The 23,497-nt window shown below is 67.9% G+C and carries 23 protein-coding genes; 10 read left to right on the top strand and 13 right to left on the bottom strand.

What is annotated here, in order from left to right; all coding sequences use genetic code 11:
* Positions 1 to 10: 10 nt before the first annotated feature.
* Entirely contained in the window at positions 11 to 1,015 is a 1,005-nt protein-coding gene (locus tag HCC78_RS25320) for a DUF2125 domain-containing protein (protein ID WP_172331568.1), read from the bottom strand.
* A gap of 63 nt (positions 1,016 to 1,078) precedes the next feature.
* On the opposite strand from HCC78_RS25320, the gene HCC78_RS25315 reads away from it, so the two are divergent.
* The 3 genes from HCC78_RS25315 (at position 1,079) to HCC78_RS25305 (ending at position 4,656) form a co-directional block, all read left to right on the top strand.
* Positions 1,079 to 1,609 carry a gamma-glutamylcyclotransferase gene (locus HCC78_RS25315; protein WP_172331567.1) on the top strand — a complete coding sequence of 177 codons (531 nt, stop codon included), beginning with the start codon at positions 1,079 to 1,081 and terminating at the stop codon, positions 1,607 to 1,609.
* 73 nt (positions 1,610 to 1,682) lie between these two features.
* A complete protein-coding gene (locus HCC78_RS25310) occupies positions 1,683 to 2,870 on the top strand; it encodes a biopolymer transporter ExbB (protein ID WP_172331566.1) in 1,188 nt (395 codons plus the stop codon).
* A 1-nt stretch (position 2,871) separates the two neighbouring features.
* The gene (locus HCC78_RS25305) at positions 2,872 to 4,656 is read left to right on the top strand and encodes a peptidoglycan -binding protein (RefSeq protein WP_172331565.1); all 1,785 of its coding nucleotides are present in this window, start codon (positions 2,872 to 2,874) and stop codon (positions 4,654 to 4,656) included.
* Positions 4,657 to 4,658: 2 nt separating this feature from the next.
* Here HCC78_RS25305 and HCC78_RS25300 read toward each other — a convergent pair whose 3' ends face one another.
* The 3 genes from HCC78_RS25300 to gloB form a co-directional block, all read right to left on the bottom strand.
* Positions 4,659 to 5,468, bottom strand: a complete 810-nt coding sequence (locus HCC78_RS25300; protein WP_256368343.1) for a M23 family metallopeptidase — start codon at positions 5,466 to 5,468, stop codon at positions 4,659 to 4,661.
* Between the two features lie 169 nt (positions 5,469 to 5,637).
* A complete protein-coding gene (gene clpA, locus HCC78_RS25295; protein WP_172331564.1) occupies positions 5,638 to 7,962 on the bottom strand; it encodes an ATP-dependent Clp protease ATP-binding subunit ClpA in 2,325 nt (774 codons plus the stop codon).
* Positions 7,963 to 8,153: 191 nt separating this feature from the next.
* Positions 8,154 to 8,921 (bottom strand): hydroxyacylglutathione hydrolase, encoded by a 768-nt coding sequence (gloB, locus tag HCC78_RS25290; protein ID WP_172331563.1) that lies wholly within the window; start codon positions 8,919 to 8,921, stop codon positions 8,154 to 8,156.
* Positions 8,922 to 8,982: 61 nt separating this feature from the next.
* On the opposite strand from gloB, the gene HCC78_RS25285 reads away from it, so the two are divergent.
* The 6 genes from HCC78_RS25285 (at position 8,983) to atpC (ending at position 14,917) form a co-directional block, all read left to right on the top strand.
* Positions 8,983 to 9,807, top strand: a complete 825-nt coding sequence (locus HCC78_RS25285; protein WP_172331562.1) for a class I SAM-dependent methyltransferase — start codon at positions 8,983 to 8,985, stop codon at positions 9,805 to 9,807.
* A gap of 263 nt (positions 9,808 to 10,070) precedes the next feature.
* The gene (locus tag HCC78_RS25280) at positions 10,071 to 10,631 is read left to right on the top strand and encodes a F0F1 ATP synthase subunit delta (RefSeq protein WP_371743931.1); all 561 of its coding nucleotides are present in this window, start codon (positions 10,071 to 10,073) and stop codon (positions 10,629 to 10,631) included.
* Positions 10,631 to 12,169, top strand: coding sequence for a F0F1 ATP synthase subunit alpha (gene atpA, locus HCC78_RS25275; protein WP_172331560.1), 1,539 nt, complete (start codon positions 10,631 to 10,633; stop codon positions 12,167 to 12,169). The genes HCC78_RS25280 and atpA overlap by 1 nt, the downstream gene beginning before the upstream one ends.
* Positions 12,170 to 12,190: 21 nt before the next feature.
* A complete protein-coding gene (locus HCC78_RS25270; protein ID WP_172331559.1) occupies positions 12,191 to 13,066 on the top strand; it encodes a F0F1 ATP synthase subunit gamma in 876 nt (291 codons plus the stop codon).
* 25 nt (positions 13,067 to 13,091) lie between these two features.
* Positions 13,092 to 14,510: a F0F1 ATP synthase subunit beta gene (atpD, locus tag HCC78_RS25265; protein ID WP_172331558.1), complete on the top strand. Its 1,419-nt coding sequence runs from the start codon at positions 13,092 to 13,094 to the stop codon at positions 14,508 to 14,510.
* A gap of 11 nt (positions 14,511 to 14,521) precedes the next feature.
* A complete protein-coding gene (gene atpC, locus HCC78_RS25260; protein WP_172331557.1) occupies positions 14,522 to 14,917 on the top strand; it encodes an ATP synthase F1 subunit epsilon in 396 nt (131 codons plus the stop codon).
* Positions 14,918 to 15,191: 274 nt separating this feature from the next.
* Here atpC and HCC78_RS25255 read toward each other — a convergent pair whose 3' ends face one another.
* The 9 genes from HCC78_RS25255 to purU all read right to left on the bottom strand — a co-directional run bounded on the left by HCC78_RS25255 (position 15,192) and on the right by purU (position 23,132).
* Positions 15,192 to 16,211, bottom strand: coding sequence for a ribose-phosphate pyrophosphokinase (locus HCC78_RS25255; protein ID WP_172331556.1), 1,020 nt, complete (start codon positions 16,209 to 16,211; stop codon positions 15,192 to 15,194).
* Between the two features lie 132 nt (positions 16,212 to 16,343).
* The gene (locus HCC78_RS25250) at positions 16,344 to 17,384 is read right to left on the bottom strand and encodes a low specificity L-threonine aldolase (protein ID WP_172331555.1); all 1,041 of its coding nucleotides are present in this window, start codon (positions 17,382 to 17,384) and stop codon (positions 16,344 to 16,346) included.
* A 1-nt stretch (position 17,385) separates the two neighbouring features.
* Positions 17,386 to 17,826, bottom strand: a complete 441-nt coding sequence (locus tag HCC78_RS25245; RefSeq protein WP_172331554.1) for a YcgN family cysteine cluster protein — start codon at positions 17,824 to 17,826, stop codon at positions 17,386 to 17,388.
* 27 nt (positions 17,827 to 17,853) lie between these two features.
* Positions 17,854 to 18,792, bottom strand: coding sequence for a bifunctional riboflavin kinase/FAD synthetase (locus tag HCC78_RS25240; RefSeq protein ID WP_172331553.1), 939 nt, complete (start codon positions 18,790 to 18,792; stop codon positions 17,854 to 17,856).
* Between the two features lie 85 nt (positions 18,793 to 18,877).
* Positions 18,878 to 19,315 carry a MaoC family dehydratase gene (locus HCC78_RS25235; protein ID WP_172331552.1) on the bottom strand — a complete coding sequence of 146 codons (438 nt, stop codon included), beginning with the start codon at positions 19,313 to 19,315 and terminating at the stop codon, positions 18,878 to 18,880.
* Positions 19,316 to 19,384: 69 nt separating this feature from the next.
* The gene (locus HCC78_RS25230) at positions 19,385 to 20,260 is read right to left on the bottom strand and encodes a TIGR01459 family HAD-type hydrolase (RefSeq protein WP_172331551.1); all 876 of its coding nucleotides are present in this window, start codon (positions 20,258 to 20,260) and stop codon (positions 19,385 to 19,387) included.
* A 111-nt stretch (positions 20,261 to 20,371) separates the two neighbouring features.
* Positions 20,372 to 21,292, bottom strand: a complete 921-nt coding sequence (locus tag HCC78_RS25225; RefSeq protein WP_172331550.1) for a manganese-dependent inorganic pyrophosphatase — start codon at positions 21,290 to 21,292, stop codon at positions 20,372 to 20,374.
* A 128-nt stretch (positions 21,293 to 21,420) separates the two neighbouring features.
* Positions 21,421 to 22,197, bottom strand: a complete 777-nt coding sequence (locus HCC78_RS25220; RefSeq protein ID WP_172331549.1) for an SH3 domain-containing protein — start codon at positions 22,195 to 22,197, stop codon at positions 21,421 to 21,423.
* 50 nt (positions 22,198 to 22,247) lie between these two features.
* Positions 22,248 to 23,132 (bottom strand): formyltetrahydrofolate deformylase, encoded by an 885-nt coding sequence (gene purU, locus HCC78_RS25215; protein ID WP_172331548.1) that lies wholly within the window; start codon positions 23,130 to 23,132, stop codon positions 22,248 to 22,250.
* 182 nt (positions 23,133 to 23,314) lie between these two features.
* Between purU and HCC78_RS25210 the strand changes: the two genes are divergently transcribed.
* A partial coding sequence (locus tag HCC78_RS25210) for a hypothetical protein (protein ID WP_172331547.1) occupies positions 23,315 to 23,497 on the top strand: 183 nt, incomplete at its 3' end.

Below are 23,497 nucleotides of genomic sequence, written 5' to 3'. Positions count from 1 at the left end.
GCCCTAGGGCTCAGCGCAGCACGATCCGCGGCGCGGCGCCGAGCGGGACCACCCCGCCGAGCGCCATCCGCCCGTCCTTGAAGGACAGCGGCACGTCGATGGAGTCGCCGTTGCCGCCCATCCGCGCCAGCAGGTTCAGCCCGCCCTCGATCAGGCCCGCCAGATCGGGGTTGATCGCGCCGCTTTCCTTCGCGACCTTCAGCATCGCCTTCCAGTTGGTGGCGCGGATCGTCACCTCGCCCTCGGGCACGCCCTCGGCATCCACGTCCAGCTTGCCCTTCGCCTGCAGCTCCAGTTCGCCCCAGCCCGCGCGCGACCGCTTCAGGTCGATATGGCGGGGCTGCGGCCGCGCGGTTTCCAGCGCGTCGAGATCCCAGGGCGCGTCGAAGGCGACCGTCGCGTCGATCTCGGCAGTGCCGAGCGCCCCCGGTTCCAGCCCGGCGCGCTCCACCAGCCGGGACAGGAAGGCCGGCGGCGTCACCTCGGAAAGCGACAGCGCGATGTCGTAGGTCGGCTGCTCCGCGTCCGTCCGGCGCATCGCCAGCTGCATCGCCGAGGCCGTGGCCTGCCAGTCGAGCGTCGAGGACAGGGCGATGTCCTTGCCCTCGATCGTCGTCCGCTGGATCGCCATCTTCGCCAGCGGATTGACCACCAGGCTGCCGCGCAGGTCGGAGGTCGTCATGGTGATCGTCTCCAGCGGCGTGGCGAGGCGCTGCTCGTGCGGCCAGACGGCGATCAGGTGGTTCGGCTTGTAGCTCAGCGACAGCAGCTGGATGAACTCCGCCGACCAGGCCACCCCGGTCCGGGGATCGGCCAGTTCGGGCGAGGCGATCGTCGTGTCGAAGCGGTTGGGGAAGCCCGACGTGTCGATCGAGGCGTAGTTCGCCACCCAGGCCTCGGCCTCGCGCTGGTCGAACCAGTTGCGGACCGCGCTTTCGGTGGCATGCGCCCCGTAGAGCCAGTAGCCGCCCCAGCCGAGGGCCGCGGCGAGAATTGCAGCGAGCAGATATTTCATGGGGCTCCCTTCCATCCCGGTCGGCCCCCTGTGTACAAGTCGGGACAAAGGAGGGCCAGCGCCATGGCGACACGCGATCTCTGGGTTTTCGGCTACGGGTCCCTGCTGTGGAGCCCCTGCTTCGATCCCGCGGAGCGCCAGCTGGCCCGGCTCGACGGCTGGCACCGATCCTTCTGCATGTGGTCCGTCCATTACCGCGGCACCCCCGAGGCGCCCGGCCTCGTCCTGGCGCTGGATGCCGCCGAGGGCGCGTCCTGCCTGGGCGTCGCCTTCCGCGTGCCGGCGGAGGGGCGCGAAACGGCGCTGGAGGCGCTGCGCGAGCGCGAGCTGATCTCCTCGGCATACCGCGAGGAATGGCTGCCGCTGTCGCTGACCGACGGGCGCAGCGTCGAGGCGGTGACCTATGTGGTCGATCCGGCGCATCACCAGTATGCCGGCGGGCTCTCGCTGGAGGAGCAGGCGGGAATCATCGGCCGGGCCGAGGGCGAAAAGGGGCCGAACCGCGACTACCTGGCGAACACGCACCGCCATTTGGTCGAGCTCGGGCTCGAGGATGCGGACATGGCCTGGCTCGCCCGTGCGCTTTCGGTGTGACAAAATTGTAGATTGGGGCTTCGCGGCGAAGGTCGCGATTCTCCGGGCGCGCGCAATCGGCTAGACCGGGGCCATGGTCATGTCCGAACAGAGTTCCGCGCCCCAGTTTTCCCAGCCGGTCCGCCAGATTTTCATGATGGTGACCGTCTCCGCCGGCTTCGGGGCAGGCGCCTGGTTCCTGCTGCCGCGGGTCTGGAGCGTCTTCTCCGCAAATCCCTATCTCAACGGCGCCATCGGCGTGGTCTTCGTGATCGGCGTGCTGGCCTGTTTCTGGCAGGTGGCGCAGCTGATCTCGTCGGTCCGCTGGATCGAGGGCTTCGCCGCCGAACGCCCGGGCATGGACGCGGCCCAGGCGCCGCGGCTGCTGGCCTCGCTGGCCGCGCTGATGCGCTCGCGCCGCGGCCGGATGCAGATCAGCGCGGCCTCGTCGCGGTCGATCCTCGACACGGTCGCCACCCGGATCGACGAGGCGCGCGACATCACGCGCTATCTCGGCAACCTGCTGATCTTCCTCGGCCTGCTCGGCACCTTCTACGGGCTCGCGACCACCGTTCCCGCCGTCGTCGACACGATCCGCTCGCTGGCGCCCTCGGCGGGCGAAGATTCGACCGCCGTCTTCGGGCGGCTGATCGGCGGGCTGGAGACCCAGCTGGGCGGCATGGGCACGGCCTTCGCCTCCTCCCTGCTGGGACTCGCCGGATCGCTGGTCGTCGGCCTCCTGGAGCTCTTCGCCAATCACGGCCAGAACCGCTTCTACCGCGAGCTGGAGGAATGGCTGTCCACCATCACCCGCCTGGGCTTCGCCGGCAATGACGGCGAGGGCGGCAGCGACGGAGCGGCCATCGCCGCGGCGCTCGACCAGGTTGCGCTGCAGATGGGCGAGCTGCACAGCGTGATCCGCGAATCCGAGGCGCACCGCGTCGCCATGGACGGCCGCCTGGCCGGGCTGGGCGCGTCGCTTGACCGGCTCACGGCGCGGATGGAAGGCGAGGTCCGGATGGCCGCCACCATGGATCGCGTCGCCGACGGGCAGGAGCGCCTGACCGCCGTGCTGGAATCGCTGGCTGCTCAGCGCGAGGCGGACGAGGACGGCCCCGATGCGGAGACCAGGATGCGCCTGCGCAGCATCGACGTGCAGCTGCTGCGGCTGATGGAGGACATCAATGCCGGGCGGCAGGAAAGCGTGTCCGAACTGCGCCACGACCTGACGCGGCTGATCCGGGTGATCGAGCAGGCAACCGGCGCCGAAGGGACGCGCTGAGATGGCGCTGAGCCGCCGCAGCAACCGCTTCCAGGCTTCGATCTGGCCGGGATTCGTCGATGCGATGACCGGGCTCCTGCTGGTGCTGTTCTTCGTGCTGACGATCTTCATGGTGATGCAGTCGCTGCTGAGCCAGCAGATCACCGGCCAGGAAAGCGAGCTGGACCAGCTCGGCGCCGAGCTGGAATCGCTGTCGCAGGCGCTGGGGATGGAACGCGAGAAGAGCGCCGAACTGTCCAACGACGTGGCGCGGCTCGATTCCGATCTGGAACAGGCTGGGAACGAGGCGCGGGCGCGCGAGACGCTTCTGGCCAACCTGCGCGCCGAGAGCGAGGGCAAGTCGCAGGACCTGCAGGCCGCGGCGGAGCGCGAGGCAGCGCTGCAATCCGAGCAAGAGGCGCTGAACCGGTCGCTGGCCGAGGCGCGCAGCGAGATCGACTCCCAGGCCGAGGCGGCCCGGCTGGCCGCGGCCAAGCGCGAGGCGATCGAGGCGCTGCTGGCGCAGGTCCGCGCCGATCTTGCGGAGCGCGAACAGGATCTGTCGCAGACCCAGGCGCAGCTTTCGGACACCGAGACTAAGCTGTCCGACGAGGAGGCCGGACGGCTGGCCGAGGCTGCCGCAGCCCAGGCGCTGCGGGCCAAGCTCGAGGATGCCGATGCCGAGATCACCGCGATGTCTCTGGCGCTCGAGGAGCAGCGCAAGCGCGCCGAGGACACGCTGACCCTGCTGGCGGCGGCGAATTCGGCAAGGGACGACCTGACGGCGCGGCTGGCGGCGGCGGTGGCGGAGCAGAGCCAGCTGGGCGGCCGGCTGGAGGCTCAGGCGCAGACCCTGTCCGACGCGCAGTCCCGGGCGGCCCAGCTCGATGCCGCGCTGGCGGCGGCCCGCGCGGATGCAGCGGTGCAGGCGAAGGACGAGGACCAGATCCGCGCAGAGCTGGCCGCTGCGCTGGCTGCGAAGGTCGCGGCCGAGCAGGAGGGGCAGGAGGCGCTGAGCGAGGCAGAGCGCCAGGCGGCGCTCCTGAAGACGGCGCGCGATGCGCTGGCCGAGACCGCGGCGGCACGCGACGAGACGGCGGAAACCGCCCAGAAGCGCGCCCGCGAGATCGCACTGATGAATGCGCAGATGGCGGAGCTGCGCGACCAGCTCGGCAGCCTGCAGTCGCTGCTCGACGCCTCGGATGCGCGCAGCGACGCGGCCGAGGTCGAGATCGGCGATCTCAGCCAGCGGCTGAACACGGCGCTCGCGCGCGCCAACATGGAGGAACGCCGGCGCGCCGAGCTGGAAGAGGCCGAGCGCAAGCGGCTGGAGGCCGAGGCGCAGCGGCTGGAGCGCTACCAGTCGGAATTCTTCGGGCGGCTGCGCGACGCGATCGGCGAGCAGGAAGGCGTGAAGATCGTCGGCGACCGCTTCGTCTTCGACAGCGAGGTTCTGTTCGATGTCGGCCAGGCGGAGCTTTCTCCCGCGGGCCGCGAGGAAATCGCCAAGGTCGCGCAGCTGCTGCAGGAGGTCGCCGCGGTGATCCCGCCCGGCATCGACTGGATCGTCCGCGTCGACGGCCATACCGACGACACGCCGATCCGCTCCAGCCGGTTCCGCGACAACTGGGAGCTCAGCCAGGCCCGCGCGCTGTCGGTGGTGCGCTTCATGATCGACGAATACGGTTTCCCGCCCGACCGGCTGGCCGCGACCGGCTTCGGCGAGTTCCAGCCCGTCGATCCTGCCGACACGCCCGAAGCCCGCGCCAAGAACCGCCGCATCGAGCTGAAGCTGACCGAGCGCTGAGCTCAGTCGGTCAGGACGAGCGGCACCTCAAGGCTGTCGATCACCTCGCCGTCGCGGCGCCAGTCGATCCGCGCCCGGTAGCCGCCCGAAGTCCAGCCATCCGGCGGCGTGCGGCGGCCGAAGGCGCGGAAGACCTGCGCCTGGGTCTTGTCCAGCAGGACGGTGCGGTCGAAGACATCGCCCTCGGGTCCCTCCAGCACGAAGCGGATCGCATCGCCCGCCCGCGCGCCGTAGCCGAAGGCCCAGAGCACCAGGGCCGGGTCCTTGCGCGGTGCCTGCGGCCGCGGCGGCAGCCCGCGGCGGATCTCCGCGTAGTCTGGCACCCGGTCGAGCGTCCCGGCGGCCAGCAGGCCGCCCGGCCGGTAGGCGGGCGGATCGGCCCAGAGCGTGTCCTGTTCCGTTCCGCAGGCGGCTTCGGGGGGCGGGGCGAAGGGATCGACGACGGCGCCGTCATGGCGCAGGCTGAAATGCAGGTGCGGAAATTCGGTCGCGCCGCTCTCGCCCATCCGGCCCAGCAGCGTTCCGGTGGCGACCTCGTCGCCCGGCGACACGGCGATGGAGCCGCGCGCCATGTGGCAGTACTGGGTCTGCCAGCCGCCGTCGTGCCGGATCACCACGCCGTTGCCGCATTCGCGCCCGGCGATCTCGTCCGGCCCCGGGGCGCCGGGCGTGTTCAAGAGCTGGTCCGGCATCTCGTCCCGGGTGCCGATGACCGTGCCGGGGGCGGCCGCGCGGATCCCTGGCGGATCGCGGCGCAGCGCGGCCTCGCTGGACAGCCGGATATCTGTGCCCTTGTGGCCGTCATAGGTCAGCGGCCCGCAGGCGAAGTCGCGGGCGCCGGGGCCGGGGTCGCGGTCGACGTAGTTCTGGATGTGGCAGCCGTCGCCAACCGTGCAGTCGACCGGCCATGCAAGCTGAAACGCCCCCGCACCGGCAGGTGCGAGGGCGATGATCAGGAGGGCTGCGATGCCCCGCAGCGGATCAATCCGCGGTGAGCAGCGGCGGCTTGTTGCCCGACAGCCGCGGGTTCTGCGGAGGGATGCTCTCCAGCTCGATCTTGTCGTCCTTGACGGCGACGCGGACGGTGCCGCCCTTCGCGAGCTTGCCGAACAGCAGTTCCTCCGCCAGCGGCTTCTTGATGTGCTCCTGGATGACGCGGCCGAGCGGGCGGGCGCCCATCCGGTCGTCGTAGCCCTTGTCGGCCAGCCAGGCGGCAGCTTCCGGGGTGAGCTCGATGGTGACGCCGCGGTCCATCAGCTGGGCTTCCAGCTGCAGGACGAACTTGTCGACCACCTGCAGGATCACTTCGCGCGGCAGCGGGCCGAAGCTGATGACGGCATCCAGGCGGTTGCGGAACTCGGGCGTGAAGGTCCGCTCGATCGCGGCCGTGTCCTCGCCCTCGCGGCGGTCGCGGCCGAAGCCGATCGCCGACTTGGCCTGTTCCGCGGCGCCCGCGTTCGAGGTCATGATCAGCACGACGTTGCGGAAGTCCACCTGGCGGCCGTTATGGTCCGTCAGCTTGCCGTGGTCCATCACCTGCAGCAGGATGTTGTAGACATCCGGATGCGCCTTCTCGATCTCGTCGAGCAGCAGCACGCAATGCGGGTGCTGGTCGACACCGTCGGTCAGCATGCCGCCCTGGTCGAAGCCGACATAGCCCGGAGGCGCGCCGATCAGGCGGGAGACAGCATGCTTCTCCATGTATTCCGACATGTCGAAGCGCAGCAGTTCGACGCCCAACGTGTCCGCGAGCTGCTTGGCGACCTCGGTCTTGCCGACGCCGGTCGGACCCGCGAAGAGGTAGTTGCCGATCGGCTTCTCGGGTTCGCGCAGGCCGGCACGGGCCAGCTTGATCGCCGAGGAGAGCGCCTCGATCGCGCTGTCCTGGCCGAAGACGACGCGCTTCAGCGTGCCTTCTAGATCCTTCAGCACCTCGGCATCGTCCTTGGAGACGTTCTTCGGCGGAATGCGGGCGATCTTGGCGACGACGGCCTCGATCTCCTTGGCGCCGATGGTCTTGCGGCGGCGGCTCTCGGCGACCAGGTGCTGCGCGGCGCCGGCCTCGTCGATCACGTCGATCGCCTTGTCGGGCAGCTTGCGGTCGTTGATGTAGCGCGCCGAGAGCTCGACCGCGGTGCGGATCGCGTCGGCGGTGTACTTGATGTCGTGATGCTCTTCGAAATAGGGCTTCAGGCCCTTGAGGATCTTCACGGCGTCATCCACCGACGGCTCGTTGACGTCGATCTTCTGGAACCGGCGGCTGAGCGCGCGATCCTTCTCGAAATGCTGGCGGAACTCCTTGTAGGTGGTGGAGCCCATGCAGCGCAGCTTGCCGCCCTGCAGCGCAGGCTTCAGCAGGTTGGAGGCGTCCATCGCCCCGCCGGAGGTTGCGCCGGCGCCGATCACGGTATGGATCTCGTCGATGAAGAGGATTGCGTCGGGATGCGCTTCCAGTTCGGTGACGACGGCCTTCAGCCGCTCCTCGAAATCGCCGCGGTAGCGGGTGCCGGCCAGCAGCGCGCCCATGTCGAGCGAGTAGATCGTCGCAGAGGCCAGGACCTCGGGGGTCTCGCCGTTGACGATCTTGCGCGCCAGGCCCTCGGCGATGGCGGTCTTGCCGACGCCGGGATCGCCCACCAGGAGCGGGTTGTTCTTGCGCCGGCGGCAGAGGACCTGGATGCAGCGCTCCACCTCGGAATCGCGTCCGATCAGCGGATCGACATCGCCCTTGCGCGATTTGGCGTTCAGATCGACGCAATATTTTGCCAAGGCCGATTCCTTGTTCTCGGCGGTTTCCTGGGTCGCTTGGGTTTCTTCCTCGTAGTCATTCGCGCCGGAGACAGGGCGGGATTCGCCGAAGGACGGATCCTTGGCGACGCCATGGGCGATGAAGTTGACCGCATCGTAGCGGGTCATGTCCTGGTCCTGCAGGAAGTAGGCGGCGTTGGACTCGCGCTCCGCGAAGATCGCAACCAGGACGTTGGCGCCGGTGACCTCGGTGCGCCCGGAGGACTGCACATGGATCGCCGCACGCTGGATCACGCGCTGGAAGGCTGCCGTCGGCACCGCTTCGGAGCCTTCGACATCGGTTTCCAGCGTCGAGAGCTCCTCGTCGATGAATTCGATCAGGGTCTTTCGCAGTGCCTCGAGATCCACCCCGCAGGCCTGCATGACCTTGGCCGCGTTCGGTTCGTCGATGAGCGCGAGAAGCAGATGCTCCAGCGTGGCCAGTTCATGACGGCGGCTGTTTGCCTGAGCAAGAGCCGCGTGGATTGCCTGTTCGAGGGTAGTCGAGAATGAAGGCACGCTCCGTGCTCCTTATAGTAAGGGTCGGACGGGACCGGGGGCCCCAGCCGAACGGTGACCTCGTATGTTTAAAGTTCGGTTTTCTTGGCTCCGCTTCAAGTGGCAATTTCGCCTATTCACAGCTTGGCACGGCCGACGCATCGCGCACCCGGCCTCCCTGATTAAATAAGTGCCATTTGGCGAATTTCTAGTCAAAACGAGTCCTTTCTCCGCCGGATTTCGCCGAAAACGGCCGCGTCCGGAGCCTCCGCCATGTCCAGTGCGGCCTTCAGGGCCGGCAGATCCGCCCTCAGGAAAGGATTGGTTTCTTTCTCCAAGGTTAACGCAACGGGCACCGTGGCCTCGCCGGCGGCGCGCTTGGCGTCGATGTCGGCGGCGCGTTCGGCAAGCGCGGCATTGCCGGGCTCGATGGTGACGGCGAAGCGGGCGTTCGACTGGCTGTATTCATGTCCCGAGCAGATCAGCGTGTCGCCGGGCAGGCCGCGCAGGCGGCAGAGGCTGTCCCACATCATCGCCGGGTCGCCCTCGAACAGGCGCCCGCAGCCGAGCCCCATGAGGCTGTCGCCCGTGAAGGCGAGGGCGCTGCCGGGCAGGTGGAAGGCGATGTGCCCGACGGTGTGGCCGGAGACGTCGATCACCTCCACCGTCTCGCCGCCGAAGGCGAAGCTGCCGCCGGGCTCCACGGCCGCGTCGAGCTGCGGCAGCCTGTGGGCATCGGCCTTGGCGCCGGTCACCCGCGCGCCGGTGGCATTGCGCAGGGCGTCGACGCCGCCGATATGGTCATGATGATGATGCGTGATCCAGATGTCGCTCAGCTCCCAGCCATGTGCCGCCAGCGCCTTCTCGACCGGGCCGGTTTCGGGAACGTCGATCACGGCAGTGGCGCCGCTGGCCGCGTCATGGACCAGATAGGCGTAATTGTCGCTGAGGCAAGGGACGGTGACGAGGGTCAGGGGCATGGAAAGGCTCACGGATGTCGCTATTGTATGCCGAGGGTCACCGATCTGAGGACTAGGCGCAATGCACCTTGATGTGCTCGACCTTCGGAATTTCTACTACCGGACGAGCCTGGGCCGCGCCGCCCAGAAGGCAATCCGCGGCCAGGTGCAGCATCTGTGGCCCGAGGCGAAGGGCCAGATGGTGGCGGGCTTCGGCTTCGCGGTGCCGCTCCTGCGGCCCTTCCTGGCGGATGCTCGGCGGGTGGTCGGGCTGATGCCCTCGGCCCAGGGGGTCATGCCCTGGCCTGCGGGGATGCCCAATGTCTCGGTGCTCTGCGAAGAGACAGCCTGGCCGGTTTCCACCGGGGCGGTCGACAAGCTGGTGGTGATGCACGGTCTGGAAACCACCGAAACGCCCGCGGCGCTGCTGGAGGAATGTCACCGCGTGCTCGGGCCGGGCGGGCGGATCCTGTTCATCGTGCCGAACCGCGCCGGGCTCTGGGCGCGCTCGGACCAGACGCCCTTCGGCTTCGGCCGTCCCTACAGCCTCGGCCAGCTCGAGGCGCAGATAAAGCCTTTCGGCTTCGTCCCCGAGGCCCATACCGTGACCCTGTTCCAGCCGCCGTCGCACCGCCGCTTCTGGCTGCGGACCGGGGCGATGTGGAACCAGGTCGGGCGCAGCCTGTCGAACCGCTATGCCGGGGGGGTGCTGATGCTGGAGGCCTCCAAGCGGGTCTTCGCGCCGCGCGGCACGCCGGTGCGCGGAGAGCTGCGCCGGCCGCTCCAGATCCTGGACGCACTGCCCAAGCCGGTGGGCGGGCCGCTGCCGAACCAGCGCAGTGATTCCCGGACCCCGGGGAAGGCCGCAACGGCAGATTTCATGCATCAATCCGGCCGTCATATCTGAACGCCAATTCGGCTGTCTAGCGCTAACACGGCTTCGTGATAGCTTAACCTTTTGGTTTCCTTTGGCTGTCCATAGGGTCGCACCCAGCGCTAAGTTCCTGTCTGTGCTGAATTTCGCGGATCCATGCCACATTTTTGATTGGTTGCTTGGCACCGCCGGCTTTGCTACTTCCCCAATAATTTTGGCGGCCCCGACCTCGGGAGGGGCTTCAGACCGCCCCGCGTCCAGCCAAAGGACCGGGGCCATCATGCGGAAGGGTGGACGTGTCCGAACCAGCAGCGATCTCCTCTGGCATTGCCGAGCGCTATGCCACGGCCGTGTTTGACCTGGCCAAGGAAGCCGGCCAGATACCGAACCTCGAATCCGATGTGGATGCGCTCGGCGCGGCGCTGAAGGACAGCGCCGAGCTTTCGGCGATGGTCTCCTCGCCCGTCTTCAGCCGCGCCGACCAGGGCAATGCGATCATGGCGGTCACCCGCCAGATGGGCCTGTCGCCGATGGTCGTGAACACGCTCGGCCTGATGGCCTCGAAGCGCCGCCTCTTCGTGCTGCCGCAGTTCATCGCGCAGCTGCAGGCGATGATCGCCGAGGAGAAGGGCGAGGTCACGGCCGACGTCGTCAGCGCCACCGAACTCAGTGCCGAACAGATCGACTCCCTGGCCTTCGCCATCCACGAGAAGATCGGCAAATTCGTCAAAGTGAACATGACCGTCGATCAGTCCCTGATCGGTGGTCTCATCGTCAAGGTTGGCTCGAAGATGATCGACACCTCGATCAAGTCGAAGCTTGCAAACCTCCAGAATGCAATGAAAGAGGTCGGATAATGGGAATCCAGGCGGCAGAAATTTCTGCGATCCTCAAGGAGCAGATCCAGAACTTCGGGCAGGAAGCGCAAGTTGCCGAGGTCGGCCGCGTGCTGTCCGTCGGCGACGGCATCGCCCGCGTCTACGGCCTCGACAACATCCAGGCCGGCGAGATGGTCGAGTTCCCGGGCGGCATCAAGGGCATGGCGCTGAACCTCGAGACCGACAACGTCGGCATCGTGATCTTCGGCACCGACCAGGACATCAAGGAAGGCGACACCGTCAAGCGCACCAACGAGATCGTTGACGTGCCGGCCGGCGACGCGCTTCTGGGCCGCGTCGTCGACGCGCTCGGCAACCCGCTCGACGGCAAGGGCCCGATCGCGGCCTCCGAGAAGCGCATCGCCGACGTCAAGGCGCCGGGCATCATCCCGCGGAAATCGGTGCACGAGCCGATGGCGACCGGCCTGAAGGCCGTCGACGCGATGATCCCGATCGGCCGCGGCCAGCGCGAGCTGATCATCGGCGACCGCCAGACCGGCAAGACCGCCGTGGCGCTCGACGCGATCCTGAACCAGAAGGCCTACAACGACGCGGCAGGCGACGACGAGCACAAGAAGCTCTACTGCATCTATGTCGCCATCGGCCAGAAGCGGTCCACCGTGGCGCAGCTGGTGCAGCGTCTCGAGCAGACCGGCGCCATCGAATACTCCATCGTCGTGGCGGCAACCGCCTCCGACCCGGCGCCGATGCAGTACCTGGCCCCCTACACCGCGACCGCTATGGCGGAGTTCTTCCGCGACAACGGCCGCCACGCGCTGATCATCTACGATGACCTGTCCAAGCAGGCCGTTGCCTACCGCCAGATGTCGCTGCTGCTGCGCCGCCCGCCGGGCCGCGAAGCCTATCCGGGCGACGTGTTCTACCTGCACTCCCGCCTGCTGGAGCGCTCGGCGAAGCTCAACGAGGATCACGGCGCAGGCTCGCTGACCGCGCTGCCGATCATCGAGACCCAGGCCGGCGACGTGTCCGCCTACATCCCGACCAACGTGATCTCGATCACCGACGGCCAGATCTTCCTGGAAACCGAACTGTTCTACCAGGGCATCCGCCCGGCCGTGAACACCGGTCTCTCGGTGTCGCGCGTGGGCTCCTCGGCCCAGACCAACGCGATGAAGACCGTTGCCGGCCCGATCAAGCTTTCGCTCGCCCAGTACCGCGAGATGGCCGCCTTCGCGCAGTTCGGCTCCGACCTCGACGCGGCAACCCAGCGGCTGCTGAACCGCGGCGCGCGCCTGACCGAGCTGATGAAGCAGCCGCAGTACTCGCCGCTGACCAACGCGGAGATCGTCTGCGTGATCTGCGCGGGCACCATGGGCTACCTGGACAGCATCCCGGTGGGCGATGTCGGCCGCTTCGAGGCAGGTCTGCTGGCCTTCCTGCGCAACCAGCACAAGGACCTGCTGGACTGGATCACCAAGGACGATCCCAAGATCAAGGGTGATGCGGAAGCGAAGATCAAGGCTGTGCTCGACGAATACGCAGCGACCTTTTCCTGAGGCTAGGAGGGGACAGAACCCATGCCAAGTCTCAAGGACCTAAAAAACCGGATCTCCTCGGTCAAGTCGACCAGGAAGATCACGAAAGCCATGCAGATGGTGGCCGCGGCGAAACTTCGCCGCGCCCAGGAGAGTGCCGAGGCGGCCCGCCCCTACACGGAGCGGTTCAACGCGGTGCTCGGCCAGCTCGCGGCCTCGGTGGGCAGCTCGGATTCCGCGCCGCTCCTGCTCAAGGGCACCGGCAAGGACGACGTGCAGCTGCTCGTCGTCATGACCTCGGAGCGCGGGCTCTGCGGCGGCTTCAACTCGTCTATCGTGAAGCTGGCGCGCACCCGCATCGAGGCGCTGAAGCTCCAGGGCAAGACGGTGAAGATCCTCACCGTCGGCAAGAAGGGCCGGGAACAGCTGCGCCGTGACTACGGCGACATGATGATCGGCCATGTCGACATGTCCGAGATCAAGAAGGTCGGCTATGCCAATGCGGCAGCCATCGCCAAGGACCTGCTCGGCCGTTTCGACGCCGGCGAGTTCGACGTGGCCACGATCTTCTACGCGCAGTTCCAGAGCGTGATCAGCCAGACGCCGACGGCGCAGCAGATCATCCCCGCGAGCTTCGACGCTCCCGAGGAGGCAGGCGCTTCGACGGTCTACGACTACGAGCCCAGCGAAGAGGCCATCCTGGCCGACCTGCTGCCGCGCGGCGTCGCAACCCAGCTCTTCGCGGCTCTCCTGGAGAACGCGGCTTCGGAACAGGGCGCGCGGATGTCCGCAATGGACAACGCGACCCGGAACGCGGGCGACATGATCGACAAGCTGTCGATCGAGTACAACCGCACCCGCCAGGCCGTGATCACCAGCGAGCTGATCGAAATCATTTCGGGCGCCGAGGCGCTCTGACCGAACGAACCGGAGACACACAACAATGGCAATCGGCAAAGTTACCCAGGTCATCGGCGCCGTGGTCGACGTTCAGTTCGACGACCACCTGCCGGCGATCCTGAACGCGATCGTCACCGAGAACAACGGCAAGAAGCTGGTTCTCGAGGTCGCCCAGCACCTCGGCGAAGGCACCGTGCGCTGCATCGCCATGGACGCGACCGAAGGTCTCGTCCGCGGCCAGAAGGTCGAGGACAGCGGCGCGCCCATCGCGGTTCCGGTCGGCAACGCCACCCTGGGCCGCATCCTGAACGTCGTCGGCGAGCCGGTGGACGAGAAGGGCCCGGTCGAGGCGACCGAGACCCGCGCCATCCACCAGCCCGCCCCGAGCTTCGACCAGCAGTCGACCACCTCGGAAATCCTCGTCACCGGCATCAAGGTGATCGACCTGCTCGCGCCCTACGCGAAGGGCGGCAAGATCGGCCTGTTCGGCGGCGCCGGCGTGGGCAAGACCGTTCTGATCATGGAACTGATCAACAACATCGCGAAGGTGCACTCGGGCTTCTCCGTGTTCGCCGGCGTGGGCGAGCGGACCCGCGAGGGCAACGACCTCTACCACGAGATGATCGAATCCAACGTCATCAAGCCGGACAACCTGGCCGACAGCCAGGTGGCCCTGGTCTACGGCCAGATGAACGAGCCTCCGGGCGCCCGTGCCCGCGTTGCGCTGACCGGCCTGACCCTGGCCGAGCAGTTCCGCGACCAGTCCGGCACCGACGTCCTGTTCTTCGTCGACAACATCTTCCGCTTCACCCAGGCGGGTTCCGAGGTGTCGGCGCTTCTGGGCCGCATCCCCTCCGCCGTGGGCTACCAGCCGACGCTGGCCACCGACATGGGCGCGATGCAGGAACGCATCACCTCGACCAAGAACGGCTCGATCACCTCGATCCAGGCCGTCTACGTTCCGGCGGACGACCTTACCGACCCGGCACCGGCAACCACCTTCGCGCACCTCGACGCAACCACCGTTCTGTCGCGCGCGATCTCGGAACTCGGCATCTACCCGGCCGTGGACCCGCTCGACTCCTCGTCGCGCCTCCTCGACCCGGCGGTGATCGGCGAAGAGCACTACAAGGTCGCCCGTGACGTGCAGGGGATCCTCCAGCGCTACAAGTCGCTGCAGGACATCATTGCGATCCTCGGCATGGACGAACTGTCGGAAGAGGACAAGCTGACCGTGGCCCGCGCCCGGAAGATCCAGCGCTTCCTCTCCCAGCCCTTCGACGTTGCGAAGGTCTTCACCGGTTCGGACGGCGTCCAGGTCCCGATCGAGGACACCATCAAGTCGTTCAAGGCCGTCGTGGCCGGCGAATACGACCACCTTCCGGAATCCGCCTTCTACATGGTCGGCGGCATCGAAGAGGTGATCGCCAAGGCCGAGAAGCTGGCCGCGGAAGCGGCATAAGGACCGGATAGATGGCAAAAACCATGCAATTCGACCTGGTCTCGCCGGAGCAGAGCCTCGCCTCGCTCCAGGTGACCGCGGTCCAGTTGCCGGGATCTGAAGGCGAGCTGACGGCGATGCCGGGCCACTGGCCGATGATCACGACGCTGAAGCCGGGGATCCTGAGCGTGACGGCGGATGGACAGGTGCTGGAATTCGCGGTGACGGGCGGCTTTGCCGACATCTCCGCGGACGGTGCCACCGTCCTAGCCGAGCGCGCCTTCGAGAAGGGCGCCGAAGGCCGCGCCGCCATCGAGGCGGAGCTGGAGCAGGCCCGTGCCGCCGCAGAGGCGGCCAAGGGCCCCGAGCGCGACACCGCGACCGAGCTGGTCTACGACTTCGTGCACCTGCTCGAGAACATGCAGTAAGCGCGCCACGGCGTGCCGAAGGAAAGGCCCCGCTCCGGCGGGGCTTTTTGCTGTCCGGGCCCAAGGCCGCCCAAGGCGCGCGGGTCCGCTCCGCGGGGCTGCGGATTGCGGACGTCGGGCGATGTTTCGGGGGAGGGGACGCGGCTTCGTAAGGCCGCCTTTACAATTCCGTGACGGAATCAGCCTATCAGGGTCGCAAGGACTTTTCCGATAGGAGTGACCCCGGGCCCGTCGAGGCGCCGGGGTCTTTCCTTTTTGGGGTCCGTGCCGCGGCTCAGTGCTGGCCGTAGAGCCCTTCGTAGATCGGGCCCAGAGTCTTGACGTCGATCAGCGAGGAGATCGAGGTGCCGTTCCAGGTGTTCAGGATCGCCTGGGCGAACAGCGGCGCGGTCGGCACGATGCGGATGTTCGGCGTGTTCAGGACCGCCTGGGTCGGCTCGATCGAGTCGGTGATCACCAGGCTCTTCAGCTTGGAATTGGTGACGCGCTCGACTGCGGGGCCCGACAGGACGCCATGCGAGGTATAGGCATGCACTTCGCGCGCTCCGGCCTCCAGCAGCACCTCTGCCGCCTTGCAGAGCGTCCCGGCGGTGTCGCACATGTCGTCGACGATGATGCAGATCTGGTCCTGGACGTCGCCGATGACGGTCATCTCGGCCACTTCCCCGGCCTTCTCGCGGCGCTTGTCGACGATCGACAGCGGCGCGCCGATGCGGGTCGCCAGCTCGCGCGCCCGCGCCACGCCGCCCACGTCCGGCGAGACCACGGTGATGTTGTCGATCGAGTCCTTGAAGTTCTCCATGATGTCGAGCGCGAAGAGCGGCGCGGCATAGAGGTTGTCCACCGGGATGTCGAAGAAGCCCTGGATCTGCGCGGCATGCAGGTCCATCGTCACGATCCGGTCGACCCCGGCCTCGGTCAGCATGTTGGCGACCAGCTTGGCGGTGATCGGGGTGCGCGACTTGGTGCGGCGGTCCTGGCGGGCATAGCCGAAATAGGGGATCACCGCGGTGATGCGCGCGGCCGAGGAGCGGCGCAGCGCGTCGGCGATGATCAGCAGCTCCATCAGGTTGTCGTTTGCCGGACGCGAGGTCGGCTGCAGGATGTAGACATCCTCGCCTCGGACGTTCTCGAAGACCTCGACGAAGATCTCGCCGTCGTTGAACCGCTCGACCCGCGCGTCGACCAGGTCGACATTCATGCCGCGATGCATGGACATGCGGCGGGCGACGGCGGCGGCAAGGCGCTTGTTGGCATTGCCGGCGATGATCTTCGGTTCGTTGGTGATCGGCATGGGAGGGTCCTTGGCAGTCGGGACGAAACGGATTCGAAAGTCGGGCACGGGTTATCACCCGGGCCGGCAAAGGCAAAGCGCGATAGGAGTGCCGGGCGGGATTGCAACACCTCCCGGCGCGGATCTACCGCGTCAGAAGAGCGCGAGGAAGGCCTCCGTCGCGTCCGGCGCCGCGCTCCAGTCGCAGACCAGCCGCGCGGAGAGCAGGTCCTCCGGATCGGGGCCCTCCAGCGTGCCGTCCAAGTAGTATTCCGCGCCCGCCGCCTTCAGCTGCCGGTGGATGTGCCGCGGCCAGCGGGCGAAGAGGATGTTGGCCTCGCGCGGGAACATCAGCTCGGCCTTGCCGGTGGCGGCCAGCCCGGTCTCCAGCGCGGCGGCGGCGTCATTGGCCGCGGCGGCCATGTCCAGCCACAGCCCGTCCGCCAGCGCCGCCTCGATCTGCGCGGCGAGGTAGCGGTGCTTGGAGAAGAGATGCGCGCCGCGCTTGCGGCGAAAGGCGAAATCGCGGGCCAGCGCGGGATCGAAGAACACCGCCGCCTCGGCCCCCATCAGCCCGTTCTTGGTGCCGCCGAAGCTCAGCGCATCCACGCCGGCGCGCCAGCTCATCTCGGCCGCGGAGCAGCCCAGGGCCACGGCGGCATTGGCGAAGCGTGCGCCGTCCATGTGGACCTTGCGGCCATGCGCATGGGCGATGCCGCAGAGCGTGCGCAGCTCCTCCAGCGTGTAGACCGTGCCCTTCTCGGTGGCCTGGGTGAGGCTCACCGGCCCGGGCTGGACCTGGTGCACGCTGCGGCCTGCAGCCTCCCGCAGGGCCGCTTCCAGCGCTTCCGGGGCGATCTTGCCGTCCGGCCCGCCGAGCAGCGTCAGCTTGGCCCCGGCCGAGAAGAATTCCGGCGCGCCGCACTCGTCCTCCTCGATATGGGCGGTGCGGGCGCAGAACACGGTTTCCCAGGGCTGGCCCATCGCGGCGAGGATCAGCGCATTCGCCGCCGTGCCGGTCCCGACGAGGAACACTTCGGCGTGCGGCGCCTCGAAGGCCTCGCGCACGGCCGCGACCGCCCGCGCCGTCACCGCATCCGCGCCATAGCCCGGCGCGTAGCCCGCATTGGCGCGCATCAGCGCCTCCATCACCCTGGGATGGACCGGGCCGGTATTGTCGGAGGCGAAATGCATCTCAGAGATCCTCGATGATGTGGTCTTCCCAGTCGTCTTCGTCGACCTCGTATTCCGGGATGGTCCAGCCCTGCACCGACATGCCCTCCTCGTGCACCGTGTCGCGCGAGCCCGAGACCAGGTAGTGCCACTTGGGCAGCGGGCGGCGGAGATGGACGAGCCGGTAGGCGCAGGTCGAGGGCAGCCAGTAGGCGACCTCCTCCAGCGAGCCGGGGGTCAGCACCACGCATTCCGGCACGATCTGCTTCCTGATCTCGTATTTCGAGCAGAGGCAGGTCTCGTCGTCCAGAAGGCGGCAGGCGACGCGGGTGAAGGCGACTTCGCCGGTATCCGCGTCCTCCAGCTTGTTCAGGCAGCACTTGCCGCAGCCGTCGCAGAGCGCTTCCCATTCCTCGCGGGTCATCTTCTCCGGCGGAACGGTCTTCCAGAAGTTCGGTCGCATCCGGTGTCTCCCGATTGCGGGGTGAGGTCAGAGCGCGGCGAGGATGCCGCGGGCCGCGTCGCTGTCGCGGTCCATCTGCGCGATCAGCGCGCCGAGCCCGTCGAATTTCTGCTCGGCCCGCAGCCAGGATACAAGCGCCACCGAGATGTGCCGCCCGTAGAGATCGCCGGAGAAATCGAAGATATGGGTTTCCAGGTTGGCCTTGTTCTCGCCGAACATCGGCCGCACGCCCAGGGAGGCCACGCCGCGGTAGCTGCCGCGCCCGGGCCCCGAGAGCACGTCGACCAGCACCGCATAGACGCCGAACCGCGGCAGGTGGAGCCCGTCCAGCGACATGTTCGCGGTGCGGTAGCCCAGCTCGCGGCCGCGCTTCTCGCCGTGCAGGACCGGGCCCTCGATGCGGTGCCAGTGGCCCAGCATCTCGCGCGCCTCGACGGTCTTGCCTTCTTCCAGCGCGATGCGGATCGCGGTGGAGGACACGGCCTGGGTGTCGGCGGTCAGCAGCGGCGCGATGGTGGTGCCGTAGCCGTGGCGGCGGCCGAACTCCTCCAGCATCGCCACGTCGCCCTCGCGCCCGCGGCCGAAGCGGAAATCGGCCCCGACCACGACATGGCGGAGCCCGAGCCCGCCCGCCAGCACGTCGCGGGCGAATTCCTCGGCCGAGAGCGCGGCGAGATCGCGGGAGAACGGGATCTGGTAGAGCCGCTCCACCCCCAGCTTGGCGAGCCGGTTGGCCTTGGCCTCGGCATTCATCAGCCGGAAGGGCGGGGCGTCGGGGGCGAAGACCTCGCGGGGATGCGGCTCGAACGTGACCACGCCGAGCGGCGCGCCGATCGTTCCGGCCGCCTCGCGGGCGAGGCCGATCACCTTCTGGTGGCCCAGATGGACGCCGTCGAAATTGCCGATCGCGGCGCTGGCGCCGCGGTCCTCTTGGCTCATGCCATGGAATTGCTGCAGGATCCGCATGGCGGTCGCTTACCCCCGGCAGGAGGGCGTTTCAAGCGGCAGGCGGCCCCGCGCGCATCGGGCGCGCGGATGTGACCGCAACGCGTCATCCCCGGGACGGCGCAAGCACGGTTGCCTCTCCGGTGATCACCTTCTGTCCGCCGGCCACGGCCTCGCAGGCCAGGATCACGCGCTTCTTCTCCGGCACGATCTCCTTGACGGTGACCGAGGCAGTGACCTCCTCGCCGATCCGCACGGGGGCGAGGAATTTCAGCGTCTGGCCGAGATAGATCGTGCCGTGCCCGGGCAGGCGCTCGCCCAGCAGCGCCGAGAACAGGCTGGCCGACAGCATGCCATGGGCGATGCGCTGGCCGAACATCGAGGCCTTGCCCGCGGCTTCGTCCAGGTGGATCGGGTTGCGGTCTTCGGAGACATCGGCGAATTTCTGCACCAGATCGGGGGTGATCGTCTTGGTCAGGCTGCGGCTGTCGCCGACTTTCAGGTCTTCCAGGTACACGGTGCCGACTTCGGTGACTTCGGTCATGATCTCTCGTCCTTCACTTGCCGTCCGGGGGGCTATGGGGGCTCGGGCCGCGCCGCGCAATGACGGAAGTCAGCGCAGGCGACCAATGGCGTAGGTCGGGTTCAGGGCGGTCTCTTCCAGGTAGGCGGCGAGCTTGGCAGGATCGGGCTGCTCGGCCGTGCCGGTCTGCTCCGCCGCCAGGCCGCCGGTGACGAAGAGCGTGTCGAAATTCTCCAGGATGCCGCCCTTCACGTCGGTGGCCGGGCCGTCGCCGATCACCAGCACGCGGTCGTCGGAAATCCGGCCGAGCCCGGCAAGGCGCCGCCGCGCCAGGTCGTAGATCGGCGGATGCGGCTTGCCGAAATAGAACGACCGGCCGCCCATCTCGGCGTATAGCTCCGCGATGGCGCCGGCGCAGTAGATCCGCTTCTCGCCGCGGTCGACCACCACGTCGGGATTGGCGCAGAGCAGCGGCAGGTCGTCCTGCTTGGCCAGCAGCAGCCGCGCGCGGTAGTCCTTTGGCGTTTCCACGTCGTCGTTGTCGAGCCCGGTGCAGACGATGCCCTCGGCCTCCTTCAGGGGAACGCGCTCGATCACCTTGTCTGCGCGGATGTCGGGCTCCATGTCGGTGAAGAAGGGCAGGTCGCGCTCGGGGCCAATATGGTGGACCTTGGTGCCGAACTGGCCCGCGGTCATGGCGGCCTGCGCAGCATCGCCCGAGGTCGCGATCTCGTCCCAGGCGTCGCGCGGCACGCCGAGCTGGTCGAGCTGCAGGATGACCTGCGACTTCGGCCGCGGCGAGTTCGTCAGCAGCAGCACCTTGCCGCCCTGGACGCGGTAGTCCTGCAGCGCCTTCACCGCCTCGGGGAAGGCGATCACGCCGTTGTGCAGGCAGCCCCAGAGGTCGCAGAGCACGGCGTCGTAGGTCGCGCCGATCTCGGCGAGGGCGGAAATGGTCCGGGTCATGCGGCTCTCCTGTGGCGGCGGTCCTGGCCGGTGACCTAGCGCAGGAAAGCGGGGACGGCCAGACATGGAAAGGGGCGCCGTCGGCGCCCCCGGTCTTGCGGTCGCGGCGGCTCAGAGCGCCAGCGACGGGATGATCTGCTTCTTGCGGGACATGATGCCCGGCAGGACCACGGTGTCGCCCTCGACGGTCGCGCCGAAGCTCTTCTCGGCGACGGTCTTGACGGTGCCGTTCGGCACCAGCAGCGTCGCCTCTTCCTTCAGGATGTCGATGATGAAGAGCAGCACCTCGTCGACGCCGTCCTCGGCCGCGACGGCCTTCATCGACTCCATCAGCGACGCCTTGCGGTTCAGCGGGATCTCGGGCGAGGTGGTCTCCAGCACCGAGACGCGGAAATTGGTGCCGCCGACCTCGTATTTCTTGGAATCCATGCGGATCAGCTCGGCATCGGAGAAATGCGAGATGTCGGATTTCGCGGCGAACATCTCTGAGGCATAGGTGCCGATGGTGATGTTCAGCTCGGAAGCGAGCTTCTGCGCCAGCGCCTTGTCGGTCTCCGTCGTGGTCGGGCTGCGGAATTCCATCGTGTCCGACAGGATGCAGCTGAGCATCGCGCCCTTGATGTTGTCGGGCATCTTCGCGGCGTCATCGCCCATCAGGTCGTGCATGATGGTGGCGGTGCAGGCCAGCGGCCGGATGGTGATGTCGATCGGGCCCTTGGTCTCCAGGCCGCCGACCAGCTTGTGGTGGTCGATGATCGCCAGGATGTCGGTGCCGTTGATGCCTTCGGGCAGCTCGGCCGGGTTGTTGGTGTCGACGATCACGACCGGCTCGCCCTCGGCGACGGAGGAGATGATCTCGGGCTTCTCGAAGCCCCATTTCTCCAGCACGAAGGCGGCTTCGGTATTCGGTTCGCCCAGCAGCTTCGCTTTGGCCGGGGTGCCCTTCACTTCGGAGAGGTACCAGGCCCAGATCAGCGGCGAGCCGGTGGAATCGGTGTCGGGGGCCAGATGGCCGAAAACTTTGATGGTCATGGCGACCTCCGTCCTTTGGATGGGTTCCGCCCGCGCTTATAATTGTGCCGGAAGGCCTTGAAGAGGGACGCGTCGCCGCAGTGACCGCTAACCGGTGCAGGCGCGCCGCCACGGGCCGCAGGGCCGGGCTACCGCGCCCGGCAGTCGATGTCGGCGACCTGCGCGCTGCGCAGCGGGCTGCGCAGGAAGGGCAGGTCGAAGCGCATCGCGACCATGCCGCGGGCCTTTCCGCGTTCGGCGGGAAGATCGGCCGAAGCATCGGCCTGGGTGCTGCCGGCGCGGCCGCCTTCCTCCTCGGAATACTCGAGCAGGGCGCGGCACGAGACCCGGACGGAGCGGCTTCGGCCCGATGCATCGCCCCGGGGCAGCTCGGCATGCACCTCCAGCTCGGCCTCGCAGCGCGCGGCATTCCGGTCGGAGCGGCAGGACAGGCTGCGCGCGGCGGCGGTCACCTGCGGCTCCCACGAGGGGCGGCCGCTGCCCTGTCCGCCCTGCTGCGCCCGGCCGCCGCCGGTCCAATGGCCGCCATTGCCGTCCCAGCCGCCCTGTCCGGGCCTGGGCCGGCTGTCTTCCGGCGCCGTCCAGCGATCCTTGTCGCCGTTCCAGCCGCTGCCGGGCCTGCCGGAGCCGCGGTCGATCTCTTCCGCGAAGGCGGCATTGAGCCAGCCCTCCACACGGGCGCCGTCGCGGCGGACGGAGACCAGCAGCCAGTTGCCCCGGCTTTCCAGCACCGGCAGCTCGTCGTCCTTGTAGACGGTGCCGACGGTGGGGAATTTCGTGCCGGGACCTTCGCGGATGGCGATCTGGACGGGCTTCACCCGCACCATGCCGCCGCGCGCGTCCGCGGCGGCCGGAGGAGCCAGCGACAGGCAGGCAAGCAGGAGCGCGAGGCAGAGGCGGATCATGCCTCCGCCCTATCGCGGCGGGGTTAAGGAAGCCCTGACGGCGCCGCGGCTCAGCCCATCCGCTCGGAGGCGTAGCCGCCCGGCGAGGCAGGGAAGACCACCGTCTTGTTGCCGTTCAGGAAGACCCGGTGGTTGGCATGGGCATGCACGGCGCGGGCCAGCACCTGGGCCTCGACGTCGCGGCCGAGCGACACGTAGTCGGCCGCCGACTGGGCATGGGTCACCCGCACGGTGTCCTGCTCGATGATCGGACCCTCGTCGAGGTCGGCGGTGACGTAATGCGCTGTCGCGCCGATCAGCTTCACCCCGCGCTGAAAGGCCTGCTTGTAGGGGTTCGCGCCCTTGAACGACGGCAGGAAGGAGTGGTGGATGTTGATGATCCGGCCCGACATGGTCTTGCACATCTGGTCCGACAGGATCTGCATGTATCGCGCCAGCACCACCAGGTCGGTGCCGGAGCGCTCGATGATGCGCATGATATGCGCCTCGGCCTCGGGCTTGTTCTCCTTCGTCACCTCGACATGGTGGAAGGGGATGTCGTGGTTCACGACGACCTTCTGGTAGTCCATGTGGTTCGAGATCACGCCGGTGATGTTGACCGGCAGCCCGCCGATCCGCCAGCGGTAGAGCAGGTCGTTCAGGCAGTGGCCGAAGCGGCTGACCATGATCAGCATGTTGGGACGCTCGGCGCCGTCGAAGAACTCGGCCTGCATGGCGAATTCGGAGGCCAGCGGCGCGAAGGCGTCGCGCAGCGAGGCCAGCGAGGCGCCGGTTTCCGAGGCGAAGCTGACCCGCATGAAGAACCTGCCGGTCTCCGTGTCGTCGAACTGCGCGGAATCGGTGATGTTGCAGCCATGCTGCGCCAGGAAGGTGGCGATGGCGGCGACGATGCCCCGGCGGGTGGGGCAGGCAACGGTGACGACGAAATCGGACATGGACGGTCTCCGGCAGGGAATTGCCCCCGGTTACCCCGTTCCTGCGGGGCCTGCCATAGCCAATCGGGACGGTTTTTTCTCCGCGGGCGACATCGGCCGCCTTCCGCAGGGGCGGAAATCCGGACTCGCCTTGCCGCTGCTTCTCGCCGAGACTTCCCTGGGGAAAACTGGGGGGACGGATCATGGCGACATTCTATCTGTTCGCGGACTCGCAGGTGCAGCGGACGCTGACTGCGGGCGAGGTGGGCTTCGTGGCCGAGGGGGCGAGCCTCGCGCTGCAGGACGATGCGGTGGTGGTCACCGGCAATGCCGACCTGGCGATCTTCGGCACCGTGTTCAGCGGCGACGACAACGGCATCAACCAG

This window comes from Mangrovicoccus sp. HB161399 (assembly GCF_013184745.1).
Classification (GTDB): domain Bacteria; phylum Pseudomonadota; class Alphaproteobacteria; order Rhodobacterales; family Rhodobacteraceae; genus Mangrovicoccus.
The sequence above is the reverse complement of the archived record's forward strand: the minus strand, read 5'-3'. Positions and strand labels throughout refer to the sequence as shown.